The organism is Streptomyces sp. NPDC024555 (genome assembly GCF_055559335.1).
Genome location: NZ_JBVHKV010000013.1, coordinates 1 through 13993, shown reverse-complemented (window position 1 = coordinate 13993; position 13993 = coordinate 1). Strand labels below are relative to the sequence as shown.

Sequence of the window (13993 nt, the reverse complement as noted above, 5' to 3'; positions counted from 1 at the left end):
AGCATGGCGAAGACCCGCATCACCCGCACGAAGGCCGCCCTCACCACCGGCGCCCTGGTGCTGGCGGGCATGGGCGGAACCCTCCTGACCGCCACGCCCGCGGCGGCCATCGGCTGGTGCAACTCGACCGTCACCGTCCGCGGAAGCTTCATCGAGTGGGCCGGCGAGGCGAAGATCCCCTCGTACAACACCAACAAGACCTGCCAGATGAGCAAGGGCTCCAACAGCAACGCCGTATCGGCCCTCCAGCTGACCCTCAACAAGTGCTACGGCGAGAAGCTCAGCGTGGACCGGGAGTTCGGCGAGAACACCCGGCTGGCCCTGATCCGCGCCCAGAAGAGGGCGGGGGTCACGGGCGACGGCATCTACGGCCCGAACACGGCCCGCGCCCTCAGCTGGTACTTCAAGCCCGTCACCCCGGGCTACGACGAGTGCAGCTCCGTCACGATCTAACAGGCCGTCCGACGGAACACACGGTCCGCCCGGCACCCCGGGCCACGACAAGTGCGGCCGCGTCACGATCTAACAGGCCGTCCGGCGGAACGCACGGTCCGCCCGGCACCCCGGGCCACGACGAGTGCGGCCGCGTCACGATCTAACAGGCCGTCCGACGGAACACACGGTCCGCTCGCCGTCCCGCACCACGCAGGGCCCGCCGGTCGTCGGCGGGCCCTGCGCCGCGTACGTGTCCCGGCGACCCACCGCGGGCATGATCAAATGCATGAAAGCCGACAAGCAGGATGTCGCGAGCGGGGGCGCGCAGCACGGCGCCCGCGCACCCCAGCGCATAGCCGACGGCAGCCCGGCCGCGGGCGCCGCCCGCGAGAGCTCCACGCACGCCCCCCTGCACACCCCCGCGCACCGCCCGGGGCAGATCCTCCACTGGAACTTCTTCATCGGCGGCCACCTCAGCACCTCCGTCCCCGTACGCCTCGTCGAACGCACGCCCGAAGGCCAGCTGGTGTGGATGGAGACGGGCACCCCGATGTGGCGTACGGCGCTGCCGCGCGGCGCCACCCACCTGCGCGACATCGCCCCGGACGAGCGGCCGGCCGGGGGCTACCCGGTCGTCGCCGGACGCTGGCCGATGGGCGACGCCCTCTTCTACCAGCCGACCGACGCCGCCCACTCCGTCCTCTGGCTCTTCGGCCGCAGACGGAGGTTCCGCGGCTGGTACGTCAATCTCGAACACCGGGTCCACCACGGCGACGACATCGACATCGCCGACCACGAACTCGACCTCAACGTGGCCCCGGACCGGACCTGGCGGTGGAAGGACGAGGAGTCCTTCGCCGAGAAGACCGGGCACCCCGCCTACTGGACCGCCGAGCAGGCCGTCGCCATCAGGGCCGAGGGAGCCCGGGTGGCCCGGCTCGCCGAGGCCGGAACCTTTCCCTTCGACGGCTCCTGGTGCGATTTCCGGCCCCCGCCCGCCTGGCGGACCCCGCCCCGCCCCCTGATCCCCCGTCACCCGCTGCTCCACAGCCCCACGCAGGGCCCCTGACCGGCGGCCGGAGCAGCGCATCCCGTGTGCGCACAGGTCTCGGCCAGGGTGGCGCGAGGACAATCATTGCCCGGCGTCACCCACCGTGATACACAGAGTAACCATACGTATATAGCCCACACATCGATTCGATCCGCAGGTCAGAACCGCCAGACCGGTCAAATGTGCGAGATCCGGGTAAAGAGAGCCGACAAGTCGTCGTACGAGAGCAGTTTCATCAGCGAAGATAGAGGGTGACCCGCGCCGTGCGGCGCGGGCTCCGAACTACCCAACAGGGGCGGTGACTTACATGATCCTGGCAGCTGAAAAGGGCGACATCACCACCATCATCGGCGGAATCGCCCCGAACTGGGGGCCGTTCGGGACCCTGGGCAACGAGGCCCGCGTGATGATCGAGGTCGTGATGGCGATCGCGATCCTGCTCTGCCTCGGCATCGCGGTCTGGGGCGCGGCCAAGCAGCGCATCGGGGCGACCGCGCTGCGCGACACGTTCAGCGCGGAACAGGGCAAGGGACTGATCGTCGCGGGCCTGACCGGTGTGTTCATCATCGGATCGCTGGGAACCTTGTTCACCATCGTCTACGGGATGGCGGTCTGACCGACCGCCGGCCACCGCCGGACCCGCCCCACCGGCCCCACCGTCCGCCATCCACCGTCATCCGCCCGTCGTGCCCACCGGCAGAGGTTGCGTCTCCCTGATGTCGAGTCACCACACCGCGTCCACGCGGGAACCAGCACGGCTACCGTCGTACCACGGCATGGTCCAGGCAACGGTTGAGGGGGCGTACGCGGCATGAGTCACGACGACGGCTACGGCAGCGACTCGGGGCGCTCCGGCGACGGCTACAGCACGATCGGCGGCACCCGCCAGACCCGCACCCGCCTCCCCGACCGCGAGGGCGACCCCTACACCCCCCGCCGCCCCGCCCGCACCTCCCGCTCCCTCGTCACCGTCGTCGGCGTCGTCGTCGTCCTCCTCGGCGCCATCGCCTTCGCCAACATGAGCGGCGACGACACCGACAACAACGGCCCCTCCGGCACCAAGGACAAATCCACAACCTCAACCCCGACCTCCCCCACCGGCACAAAGCCGGTGACGGGCAAGAACGGGGCGATCCCGTCGGGGTTCGCACATGACGAACAGGGGGCGCAGAGTGCGGCGTCCAACTTCGCTGTGGCGCTGGGTTCCGCTGACATGTTCAACCGGGCGTCCCGGCAGAACATCGTCCAGGCAATCCACGATCCGGCGATTGCGGACAAGCTCGTCTCCGATCTCGACGCGGCCTACTCGCCGAACTTCCTCAAGAACGTCGGCCTCAACGACGACGGCAGCACTCCAAACGGCCTGACCTTCGTCTCACGGACCGTTCCGGTCGGCACCAAGGTCGTCGAGGGCAGTGGCGACAGAGCAACCGTCGAGGTCTGGTGCACCGGTCTCGTCGGCATGGCAGGAGAAGGGTCCACAAAGCCCGTGACCGAGACCTGGTTCACGATCACGCAGAAGCTCAAGTGGGTCGGCGACGACTGGAAGATCGAGTCGTCCAGCCAGACCGAAGGACCTACCCCTGTCAACGGGGACAACCGGGCGTCCTCGGCCGATGAAATCGCCGACGCGGTCGAGGGATACGGAGGTTTCGTCTATGCCCGCTAACCGCCGCCACGGCGCACGTGCACTCGCTGTCCTGGGCAGCCTGCCGGCTCTGGTGATCCTGCTGGCCGCACAGGCCACAGCCGCGCCCTCACCGTCTCCTTCGCCCTCACCCTCGTCCAAGGGCGACGACGCATGTGATCTGATCGTGGGCCTCGCCAAGGACTACTGCGAAGGCGACCCCGCCCCCAAGGCAAAGACCCCCAACAGCACCGACCCCGCCCTAGACCCCCTCACCTCCCTCGGCCGAGGCTGCGCCGACGCCGCCGCGTGGATCGTGGGGAAGCTCAGCGACGCCGTCAAGAGCACCGCGAACGTCGACTTCACGAACACCCGCTTCCTCCAGCAGTACGCGATCGTCTTCGCCGCCTCCACCGTGCTGACGCTCGTCCTCTGGCTCCTCGCCGTCGCCAAGCGCGCCATCCGCGGCGTGCCGCTCACCACGGCACTGTCGGAGGCCATCGGCTTCCTGTGGCTCACGGTGCTCGCCTCGGCGTTCACCCCCCTGATCCTGTACACGATCGTGTCCGCCACCGACGGCGTCACGGAGGTCATCGCCTCCTCGTCCGGCGGACAGACCGACGTGTTCTTCGGGTCCTTCGCCGAAGCGCTCAAGAAGGACTCCGACATCGGCGGCGGCCCGATCATGCTGATCGTCGTCTCACTGGTGTCGATCCTCGCCGCGGGCATCCTCTGGCTGGAACTCGTGATCCGCGCCGCCCTGCTCTACGTCGGCGCCCTCCTCGGAACCGTCGTGTACGCGGGGCTCGTCGACAAGAACATGTGGGGACACGTACGCCGCTGGGCGGGCATCATGATCGCGGTGATCATGGTGAAACCGGTCATCGTCATCGTGCTCGGACTGGCCGGCGCCCTGTCCTCCGACGGCGGCCCGGACGCCTTCTCCGCCGTCGTCTCCGGACTCGCCATCATCCTGCTGGCCATCTTCGCCTCCGGCATGATCTACCGCTTCGTCCCCGGCTTCGGCGACGAGATCCAGGGCGCCCGCACCAACCGCAAGCAGGCCACCGACGGCTCCCAGGCCGCCGCCCTGATCAGCTCCCCCGCCGCCCTCGTCTCCCAGGGCATCAAGACCCACAGCAGCCGAGGCGGCCAGGACAACGGCTCCGCCGGCTCCGGCGGCGCCCGCCCCGCCAACCCGGTCAGCGGCGGCGTCGCCGCACACAGCTCCCGCACCTCCGGGAGCGGGTCCGGCGGCGGATCCGCGCCCCCGCCCCGCAGCGGTTCGGGCCCCACCTCCGGCACCCCGCACGGCAGCCGCGGCACCGGCGGACCAGGCAGTTCAGGTAACAAGAGCACAGGAGGTGGCGGGCGTTGAGCACGCAGGCCCAGCCCATCACGCCCCGCCGTACGTATCTCATCGGCCGCGCCCGGCCGAACGCGATCGTCGGCAAGAACCGTGAGACCGGCGAGATCGCGCTGATCATCGGCGGCGCGTTCCTCGGCATGATGAGCGGGCTGCTCATCCCCGTCCTCTCCCTGCGGATCGTGCTGCTCACCGGCTTCCCGCTGCTCGCCCTGGCGATCGTCTACGTCCCGTACAAGCACCGCACCTTCTACAAGTGGTTCGAGATCAACCGCAGCTTCAAGCGCACCCTGCGCAGCGGCACCACCTACCGCTCCGCCGCCATGGAGGCCGGCGTCCGCGCCGACGGGCGCGAGGTCGAGATCGGCCCGCCCCCCGGCATCGGCCGCATCAGCTGGCTCGCCGCCCCCTTCGGCCCGGACGAGATCGCCGTCCTGCTGCACGCCGACCGCCGCACCGTCACCGCCGCCATCGAGATCGAGGGCCCCGGCGTCGGCCTCCGCGACAGCGAGGACCAGGAAGCCCTCGTCGACCGCTTCGGCACCCTCCTCAAGCACGTGGCCAACGGCGACGGCTTCGTCACCCGCATCCAGATGCTCGCCCGCACCCTCCCCGCCGACCCCGACGCCCATGCCAAGGACGTCGGCCAGCGCGGCGACCCCACCTCCCCGACCTGGCTCCAGGACTCCTACGACCAACTCCAGTCCATGGTCTCCACCTCCAGCGAGCAGCACCGCGCCTACCTCGTCGCCTGTATGCACTACACCCGCGAGCTGGCCGCCGAGGCCCACGCCATGGCCCGCGCCGCCCGCCCCCAGGCCGGCCGCAAGCTCGACCGCGACGCCGGTCTCGCCGTCGTCATGGCCCGCGAGCTCACCGACATCTGCGCCCGCCTCGCCGAGGCCGACATCCGGGTCCGCCAGCCGCTCGGCCAGAGCCGCCTGGCCTCCCTCGTGCACTCGATGTACGACCCCGACCACCCCATCGACCACATCCAGGCGATGACCAAGCGCAACGCCTGGCCCGCCGAGCTCGACGCGCTCGAACCCACCTTCCTCCAGGCCAAGACCCGCGAGTCCTCCACCCGCGCCCCCTGGTGCCACTCCACGGCCTGGGTGAAGGAGTGGCCGATGACCCCCGTCGGCGTCAACTTCCTCGCCCCGCTCCTCGTCCACACCCCCGACGTGATCCGTACAGTCGCGGTCTGCATGGACCTCGAACCCACCGAGGTCGCCATCGAGCGCATGCTCACCGAGAAGACCAACGACGAGGCCGAGGCCAGCCGCCAGGCCAAGATGAACCGCACCGTCGACCCCCGCGACATCGCCGCCCACGGCCGGCTCGACCAGCGGGGTGAAGATCTCGCCAGCGGCGCGGCCGGGGTCAACCTCGTGGGGTACATCACCGTGTCGTCGCGCTCCCCCGAATCCCTCGCCCGCGACAAGCGGACGATCCGCGCCTCGGCCGGCAAGTCCTACCTCAAGCTGGAGTGGTGCGACCGCGAGCACCACCGCGCGTTCGTCAACACCCTGCCGTTCGCCACCGGCATCCGCCGCTAACCGCCAGTCCGCGACACCGAGAGGGAGGTCAGTCACGCCATGCGAGATCCGCTGTCCGCGTTGTCGGACGCCTTTACCGCCTTCCTCTTCGGGAAGGTGGAGACGACCCGGCTGCCCGTCCGCACCTCGACCGGCCAGGCCCAGGCCGTCTACCTGCCCACCGCCGCGCCCGGACTCGGCGACTCCGGGGTGATCATCGGCCGCGAGGTCTACTCCGGCAAGGGCTACATCTACGACCCCTTCCAGCTGTACGGGCAGCAGCTCCCCGCCCCGCACTGGCTGGTCCTCGGCGAGTCCGGCAACGGCAAGTCGGCCCTGGAGAAGACCTACGTCCTGCGCCAGCTGCGCTTCCGCGACCGCCAGGTCGTCGTCCTGGACGCCCAGGGCGAGGACGGCGTCGGCGAGTGGAACCTGATCGCCCAGGAGCTGGGCCTCACCCCCATCCGCCTCGACCCCACCGCCGCCCTCAACGGCGGCATCCGCCTCAACCCGCTCGACCCGTCCATCACCAGCACCGGCCAGCTCGCCCTGCTCCGCACCATCATCGAAGTCGCCATGGGCCACGGCCTCGACGAACGCTCCGGCTTCGCCCTCAAGGTCGCCCACGCCTACGTCAACGAGACGACGACCGACCGCCAGCCCGTCCTCATGGACATCGTCGAACAGCTCCGCCACCCGGAGCCGGAGTCCGCCGAGGCGATGAACGTCGACATAGACGACGTACGGGCCTGGGGCCTGGACGTCGCCCTCGTCCTGGACCGGCTCGTCGACGGCGACCTGCGCGGCATGTTCGACGGACCGACCTCCGCCGGCATCGACCTCGACGCCCCGCTGATCGTCTTCGACCTCTCCCACATCGACCGCAACTCGATCGCCATGCCGATCCTGATGGCGATCGTCGGCGTCTGGCTGGAGCACACCTGGATCAGGCCCGACCGGAAGAAGCGCATCTTCCTGGTCGAGGAGGCCTGGCACATCATCAACTCCCCGTTCGTCGCCCAGCTCTTCCAGCGCCTGCTGAAGTTCGGCCGACGCCTCGGGCTCTCCTTCGTCGCCGTCGTCCACCACCTCAGCGACGTCGTCGACGGAGCCGCCGCACGGGAGGCCGCGGCCATCCTCAAGATGGCCTCCACCCGCACCATCTACGCCCAGAAGGCCGACGAGGCCAGAGCCACCGGCCGCGTCCTCGGTCTGCCCCGCTGGGCCGTCGAGATCATCCCCACGCTCACCCCCGGCATCGCCGTCTGGGACGTCAACGGGAACGTACAGGTCGTCAAACACCTGATCACCGAGGCCGAACGCCCCCTCGTCTTCACCGACCGCGCCATGACCGAGTCCTCCGCGAGCGGCCTCCTCCCCGACGACGTACGCGCCGCCGAACTGGAGGCGGAGGAGCGCGCGGCACGCATCGAGCACGGCCAGCGGCTCACCGAATCGTCCGAGTCCACGGTGGCCTGACGTGGCGGGTACGGGTCAGGGCGACGTACGCGGACGCAGCGGCGGCAGCGGCGGAGGCATCCCCGACGGACTCCTCGTCGGGCTGATCGCCTTCCTCCTCGGCCTCACCCTGCTGGCCTGGACGGCGACCGGCCTGGCCGGCCTCCTCGCCCACGGGGCCTGGCCAACGGCCGTCTCCCTCGCCGAGACCCCGCTCGCCATGCGCCGCCTGGTCGCCGCCCCACACGACCTGCCCGCGGCCTGGCCCGCCACCCCGCCCGGGGAACTCTCCGGGTACGGGCTGTTCTGGGGCCTGTTCATCGGCGAACTCATGGTCCTGGTGGTGCTCACGGTCTTCGTGATGGGCGTCCTCGCCCGCTGGCGCGTCGTCCGCGCCCGCCAGCGCGCGGAACGCCTGGAGCAGCGGTCCGCGCACCGGCAGCAGGACCGGCACCGGCCCGAGCCCCACCACGACACCCCGCAGGAGTACGCGGACGAGGCACCCCCGACCCGCACCACAGAAGCGACACCGGCACCGTCCCCGGCACCCGCACCGTCTCCGGCATCGGCACCCGCACCCGCACCCGCACCCGCACCGAACCCCCACCCCGACCGAGCCGAAGCCCCCGAAGCCCGCGAGGCCGCCCCGGCCCCCCTCACCGAAGCACCCCCCACCGTCCCCGCGCCCCGCACCCCCCTCGTCGTCTACGGCCCCGCCGCCACCCGCCGGCTCACCGCCGTAACGACGATCCGCGAGGCGGACGGCCCCGTGCTCGTCGTCACCTCGGACCCCGGACTCTGGGCCGAGACCAAGGACGCACGGGCCAAGCTCGGCCCGGTCCTCGTCTACGACCCCGGCCACCTCTGCGACACCCCCGCCCGGCTCCACTGGTCCCCCACCAGCGGATGCGAACAGCCCGACCGCGCCGCGGCCCGCGCGACCGCGCTCCTCGCCCCCGTCCGCCCACAGGCCCGCATCGACGCGGCGACGGCCGACACGGCGGAAACCCTGCTGCGCTGCTGGCTGCACGCCGCCGCGATCGACGGCCGCCCCTTCCGCCAGGTCCACCGCTGGGCCCTCGGCGGCAGCGGCCACGAACCGGTACGACTGCTGCGCACCCACCCCAAGGCCGCCTCCGGACTCGCCGGACTCCTGGAATCCGCGCTCACCGCCCACCCGGAGCGCCGCGACATGGCCCAGGAACTGACCGTACGGGCCCTGGGCGCCCTCGGCTCCGTACACATCCGGGACGCCTGCACACCGAACCGGGCCGACACCCTCGCACGGGAATCGTTCATGGCCGAGGGCGGCAGCCTCTACGTCGTCGGCGAACCGATCGAGAACCCCCGCTCGGGCCCCGGAGCCATGCCCCTGCTCACCGCGCTCACCGCAGACGTGGTCGAGCACGCCCTCCGCACGGCCGCGCGGTCGCCCGCCGGACGCCTCGACCCGCCCCTGACGCTCGTCCTCGACGACATCGCCGCCGTCGCCCCGCTCCCCGCCCTGCCGGACCTCCTCGCGTCCGGAGAGGAGAAGGGCCTGCCCACCGTCGCCCTGCTGCGCTCCCCCGAGCAGGCCCGCGCCCGCTGGACGCGACAACTGCGCACCCCGACGGCACCCTGAGCCCCGCTACGGACGCGCGACCGCGTACTCCAGCTCACGCGCCTGCGGATCGTTCGGCATCGGCACGCTCTCCCCGGTCGGCACGAAACCGATCCTGCGGTACAGGGCGGCCGCCCGGCCGTTGTCCTCGTGGACATAGAGCCGGACCCGTGCGACCGGCGTCCCGTCCAGCGACCACGCCCAGTCCATCCCGGCCCGGAACAGCTCCTCGGCCAGCCCCGCACCCCGCGCCTCCGGCCGCACGAACACCGCGACCACATGGGCCTGGTCGACCTCGGCCGCCTCACCGAACCGCACCTCGTCGTCCGGGCGCTCGATCAGCACGGTCACCGTCCCCGCCCAGCCGCCGTCCGGCGCCTCCGCGATGAACTGACGCACCCGGCCCTCGCCGTCCTCCGACGCGTTGCGCGTCCGGTCCCGCCAGAAGTCGTCGGCGGCCGCCACGGCGTTCTCGTACGTCTCCAGGAACGCCAGGTGGGCGACCGGATCCCGCAGCGCGGCCAGCCGAAGCTCCTTCGCCCGCTGCCACTCGTCGGCCCGCACGGCCCGTATCACGTAGTCCATGGTCCGATCCTGACCCGCACCCGGTCACCCCCGCAATCGCATTCCCCGCAGGCCGGACCCCCTCCCGCACCCCGGCCGGCCCCGTCGTACCCCGGTACTACGCCGCACCCCACGTCCCGCCCACGGTCCGACGCCCGCACCCCCGCCCGCTCCCTAGCGTCGACCCCATGATCCGGGCATACGAACTCACCAAACGCTACGGCGGCACCACCGTCGTCCAGGACCTCGACTTCACCGTGCGGCCCGGCACCGTCACCGGCTTCCTCGGCCCGAACGGCGCCGGCAAATCCACCACCATGCGCATGCTCCTCGGCCTGGACGCCCCCACCCGGGGCCACGCCACCATCGGCGGACGCGCCTACGCCACCCACAGCGCACCCCTCACCGAGGTCGGCGCGCTCCTGGAGGCCCGCTCGGTCCACCCCGGACGCACCGCCTTCCACCACCTGATGGCCCTCGCCCACACCCACGGCATCCCCCGCGGCCGCGTCGAGCACGTCCTCGACCTCGCCGGACTGACCGCCGTCGCCCACACCCGCGTCAAGGGCTTCTCCCTCGGCATGGGCCAGCGGCTCGGCATCGCCGCCGCCCTGCTCGGCGACCCGGCCACCCTGATCCTCGACGAACCGGTCAACGGCCTGGACCCCGAAGGCGTCCTGTGGATCCGCACCCTGCTGAAGTCCCTCGCCGAGCAGGGCCGCACCGTCCTCGTCTCCTCGCACCTGATGAGCGAAATGGCCCTCACCGCCGACCGCCTCGTCATCATCGGACGCGGCCGCCTCCTCGCCGACACGACGGTCACCGACTTCGTCGCCCGCGCCGGCGGCTCCACCGTCAAGGTCGTCACCCCGCAGGCCGCCGCCCTCGCCGAACTCCTGCGCGCCCCCGGCATCGAGATCAGCGGCGGCGACGACCGGGAGGAACTCGACGTACGCGGCACCGACGCCGCCCACATCGGCCGCCTCGCCGCCGCGCACGGCCTTCCGCTGTACGAACTGACGCCGCGCACCGCCTCCCTGGAACAGGCCTTCATGGACCTCACCCACGCATCCGTCCAGTACCGGGTCAGCGCTCCCGGAGCGACCGGCACCCGTGAACCGACCGGAACCCCCGAACCGACCGGAGCCCCCGCATGACCACCACCTCCGAGACCGCGCCCGCCCCGTCCCCGTACCGCGTCACCCCGGCCCGCGTCCTGCGCTCCGAATGGCACAAGCTGCGCACCCTGCGCTCCACCTGGACCACCCTCGGCTCCGCCGCCGCGCTCGTCCTGGCCGTCGGCATCGTCATGGGCACCACGTACACCTCCGACGGCGGCGACTCCGACATCGACACCGTCGTCCTCGTCCTCTACGGGACCGTCCTCGGCAGCCTCTGCACCGTCGTCCTGGGCATCCTCGTCACCGCCGGCGAGTACTCCACCGGCATGATCCGCGCCTCGCTCACCGCCGTGCCCCGCCGCCTCCCGGTGCTGTGGGGCAAGGCCGCCGTGTTCGCCGCCGCCGTGTTCGCGGTCATGCTGGCCACCTCGCTGATCACGTTCCCGGTCGCGCAGATCTTCCTCCGGGACACCGACCAGGCGGCCTCCCTGTCCGACCCGGGCGTACTGCGCGCCGTCGCCGGCAACGCGGCCGGGACCACGCTCCTCAGCCTGATCGCGCTCGGCCTGGGCGCCCTGCTCCGCTCGGTCCCGGGCGCCATCGGCGCCTTCATCGGGGGCGTGATGGTCCTGCCGGAAGTCCTCTCGATGCTCCCGTACGACTTCGTCGAGACGGCCGTACGCTACTTCCCCACCCAGTCCGCCGGGGTGCTCGGCTCCGCCACCCCGCTCCCCGGCGCCGCCTCCCCCGCCGGGGGCCTGCTCGCCCTGGTCCTGTGGGCCTCGGCGACACTGATCACGGCCGCGGTCCTGCTGCGGCGGCGCGACGCATGACACGGACGGGGGCCGGGCACGCGGTGGACGGACGACGGGCGAACGAGAAGCGGACGACGGACGGGCGGAGGAGCGACGAACGGGCAGCGGACGGGCGCAGGCCCGGCGACGGCGGTGACCCGTCCGCCGGTCCCCGCCCCGGCGACCGGGCCCACACCCCGGGCGGCTTCCCGCTCACCGGCCCCCTCCAGCGCCTGACCCAGCGCGTCCGCGCCTTCGACCGCGCCGGACCCCTGGCCTGGGACGGCCTGCTCACCGCCTTCTGGGTCCTGTTCGCCGTCCTCGACGTCTCCACCGGCGGCTGGCGTACGGTCGCCGTCGACCCGACCGTCTCCGGGCACCTGGTGCTCGCGATGAGCGCGGCGTTCTCCGCCCCGCTGCTGTGGCGCCGCCGCCGGCCGCTGACCGTCCTGCTGGTCATGGCCCCGGTCTCCCTGGTCAACGTGTGGACGGGGGCGATGATCCAGGCCTCGTTCCTCCAGGAGATCGTGGTCTTCAACATCGCGGTACGCCAGCCCGTACGCACCCTGGCCTGGGCGGTCGGCATCGTCCTCGCCCCCCTGGTGATCGGCTCGCTGCAGTCCCCCGACCCCTGGAACACACTCTTCGCCCCGCATCTGTACGCGCTCGTCTTCGCCTCGCTCGCCGGCATCGTCGTCCGCACCCGCAAGGAGTACACCGAGGCCCTCGTCGACCGCGCCGACCGGCTCGAACGCGAACGCGACCAGCAGGCCCGCCTCGCGGCGGCCGCCGAACGGACCCGGATCGCCCGCGAGATGCACGACATCATCGGCCACAACCTCTCGGTGATCACCGGCCTCGCGGACGGCGGTGCCTACGCGGCCGCCAAGAGCCCGGAACGGGCGGCCCAGGCCCTGGACGCCATCGGCACCACCAGCCGCCAGGCCCTCGCCGAACTCCGCCGGCTGCTCGGCGTCCTGCGCGACCCCCCGGCCGAGGCCGACCGCACGCCCCAGCCCACGCTGGACGACCTCGACGCCCTGCTGACCGGCGTACGCACCGCCGGACTCCCCGTACGCCTCCACCGCCACGGCACACCACCGCCCCACCCGCCCACCCCGGGACGGCAGCTGACGGTGTACCGGGTGGTGCAGGAGGCCCTGACGAACACCCTGAAGCACGCGGCCCCGGATCCGTCCCTGGCGGCCGAGGTCACCCTCATCTACCGTTCCAGGGAACTGGAGGCCCTGATCTCGGACAACGGTGCGCCGAGACCGGACGACGACGCCCCGGCCGGCAGCGGCCAGGGCATCACGGGCATGCGCGAACGCGCCTCCCTGTACGACGGCACCCTCGAAGCGGGCCGGCCCGGCCCAGCCACCGGCTGGCGGGTACGGCTCCGCCTGCCCCTGGAGGATTCCCCCTCGTGACGACCGTGCTCATCGCGGACGACCTGCCCATGCAGCGCTTCGGATTCCGCATGCTGCTGGAGAGCCAGGACGACATGACCGTCGTCGGCGAGGCCTCCAACGGCCACGAAGCCCTCCAGCTCGTGGCCCGGCACCAGCCGGACGTCGTCCTCATGGACATCCGCATGCCGCTCCTCGACGGCATCGAGGCCACCCGACGCATCGTCAGGACCGGTTCCCGTACGCGCGTCCTCATCGTCACCACCTTCGACCTGGACCGGTACGCGTACGACGGACTGCGCGCGGGCGCCAGCGGCTTCCTCATCAAGGACGCGCTCCCGGAGGAACTGCTCTCCGGCGTCCGGGCCGTGGCCAGTGGCGACGCCGTCGTCGCCCCGAGCCTGACGCGCCGTCTCCTGGACGCCTACGTCCAGCACTTGCCGGCCGCCCCCGGTGCCCCCGCCACCCCGGACGCCCGCATCGCGAAGCTGACCGAACGCGAGACGGAGATCCTCACCGTCATCGGCCAGGGCTGGACCAACTCGGAGATCGCGGACCGTCTCCACCTCGCCGAATCCACGGTGAAGACCCACGTCTCACGCATCCTCGCGAAGACCGGCGCCAGAGACCGCGTCCAGGCGGTCATCCTGGCGTACGACACCCACCTGGTGTCGGCGGGCTGAACCAACCGGGTCCGAAAGGGCCCTGAAACGCAGAAAAGCCCCGTGCCAACGGCACGGGGCTTTCCCACAATGATTGTTCGGCGGCGTCCTACTCTCCCACAGGGTCCCCCCTGCAGTACCATCGGCGCTGAAAGGCTTAGCTTCCGGGTTCGGAATGTAACCGGGCGTTTCCCTAACGCAATGACCACCGAAACACTATGAAATTAACCAACACCGGACAACAACACGGCCGTTCGTTATTTCAGAACTAACACAGTGGACGCGAGCAACTGAGGACAAGCCCTCGGCCTATTAGTACCAGTCAGCTCCACCCGTTACCGGGCTTCCACATCTGGCCTATCAAC

Annotated in this window: 13 protein-coding genes and 1 rRNA gene; 12 read left to right on the top strand and 2 right to left on the bottom strand. The window is 71.4% G+C overall.

All coding sequences use genetic code 11. The annotated features are described in order from the left end of the window. Positions 1–3: 3 nt before the first annotated feature. The 8 genes from ACZ4FH_RS22955 (at position 4) to ACZ4FH_RS22920 (ending at position 9099) form a co-directional block, all read left to right on the top strand. Positions 4–453, top strand: coding sequence for a peptidoglycan-binding domain-containing protein (locus tag ACZ4FH_RS22955; RefSeq protein WP_467306981.1), 450 nt, complete (start codon positions 4–6; stop codon positions 451–453). Positions 454–721: 268 nt separating this feature from the next. Beyond that, positions 722–1504 carry a ribonuclease FAU-1 family protein gene (locus tag ACZ4FH_RS22950; RefSeq protein ID WP_467306980.1) on the top strand — a complete coding sequence of 261 codons (783 nt, stop codon included), beginning with the start codon at positions 722–724 and terminating at the stop codon, positions 1502–1504. A 289-nt stretch (positions 1505–1793) separates the two neighbouring features. Beyond that, complete coding sequence (locus tag ACZ4FH_RS22945; protein WP_018101695.1) at positions 1794–2102, top strand: hypothetical protein; 309 nt, start codon at positions 1794–1796, stop codon at positions 2100–2102. A 195-nt stretch (positions 2103–2297) separates the two neighbouring features. Further along, positions 2298–3155, top strand: coding sequence for a DUF8175 domain-containg protein (locus tag ACZ4FH_RS22940; protein WP_467306978.1), 858 nt, complete (start codon positions 2298–2300; stop codon positions 3153–3155). Further along, on the top strand, positions 3145–4491 hold the full coding sequence (locus ACZ4FH_RS22935) for a hypothetical protein (protein WP_467306976.1): 1347 nt from the start codon (positions 3145–3147) through the stop codon (positions 4489–4491). The genes ACZ4FH_RS22940 and ACZ4FH_RS22935 overlap by 11 nt, the downstream gene beginning before the upstream one ends. Beyond that, positions 4488–6038, top strand: a complete 1551-nt coding sequence (locus ACZ4FH_RS22930) for an SCO6880 family protein (protein WP_467306974.1) — start codon at positions 4488–4490, stop codon at positions 6036–6038. The genes ACZ4FH_RS22935 and ACZ4FH_RS22930 overlap by 4 nt, the downstream gene beginning before the upstream one ends. A gap of 39 nt (positions 6039–6077) precedes the next feature. Next, entirely contained in the window at positions 6078–7496 is a 1419-nt protein-coding gene (locus tag ACZ4FH_RS22925; protein WP_467306972.1) for an ATP-binding protein, read from the top strand. A 1-nt stretch (position 7497) separates the two neighbouring features. Further along, positions 7498–9099: a type IV secretory system conjugative DNA transfer family protein gene (locus ACZ4FH_RS22920; protein ID WP_467306970.1), complete on the top strand. Its 1602-nt coding sequence runs from the start codon at positions 7498–7500 to the stop codon at positions 9097–9099. Between the two features lie 6 nt (positions 9100–9105). Here the strand turns inward: ACZ4FH_RS22920 and ACZ4FH_RS22915 are convergent, their stop codons facing one another. Continuing rightward, the gene (locus tag ACZ4FH_RS22915) at positions 9106–9663 is read right to left on the bottom strand and encodes a GNAT family N-acetyltransferase (RefSeq protein ID WP_467306969.1); all 558 of its coding nucleotides are present in this window, start codon (positions 9661–9663) and stop codon (positions 9106–9108) included. Between the two features lie 167 nt (positions 9664–9830). On the opposite strand from ACZ4FH_RS22915, the gene ACZ4FH_RS22910 reads away from it, so the two are divergent. The 4 genes from ACZ4FH_RS22910 to ACZ4FH_RS22895 are packed head-to-tail and all read left to right on the top strand — an operon-like array spanning position 9831 to position 13649. After that, positions 9831–10799 (top strand): ATP-binding cassette domain-containing protein, encoded by a 969-nt coding sequence (locus ACZ4FH_RS22910; protein WP_467306967.1) that lies wholly within the window; start codon positions 9831–9833, stop codon positions 10797–10799. Continuing rightward, positions 10796–11596: an ABC transporter permease gene (locus tag ACZ4FH_RS22905; protein WP_467306966.1), complete on the top strand. Its 801-nt coding sequence runs from the start codon at positions 10796–10798 to the stop codon at positions 11594–11596. The genes ACZ4FH_RS22910 and ACZ4FH_RS22905 overlap by 4 nt, the downstream gene beginning before the upstream one ends. Next, positions 11593–12987, top strand: coding sequence for a sensor histidine kinase (locus tag ACZ4FH_RS22900; RefSeq protein ID WP_467306964.1), 1395 nt, complete (start codon positions 11593–11595; stop codon positions 12985–12987). The genes ACZ4FH_RS22905 and ACZ4FH_RS22900 overlap by 4 nt, the downstream gene beginning before the upstream one ends. Then, positions 12984–13649: a response regulator gene (locus ACZ4FH_RS22895; protein ID WP_467306963.1), complete on the top strand. Its 666-nt coding sequence runs from the start codon at positions 12984–12986 to the stop codon at positions 13647–13649. The genes ACZ4FH_RS22900 and ACZ4FH_RS22895 overlap by 4 nt, the downstream gene beginning before the upstream one ends. 75 nt (positions 13650–13724) lie before the next feature. Here ACZ4FH_RS22895 and rrf read toward each other — a convergent pair. Next, a 5S ribosomal RNA gene (gene rrf / locus ACZ4FH_RS22890) occupies positions 13725–13841 on the bottom strand. Positions 13842–13993: the final 152 nt, after the last annotated feature.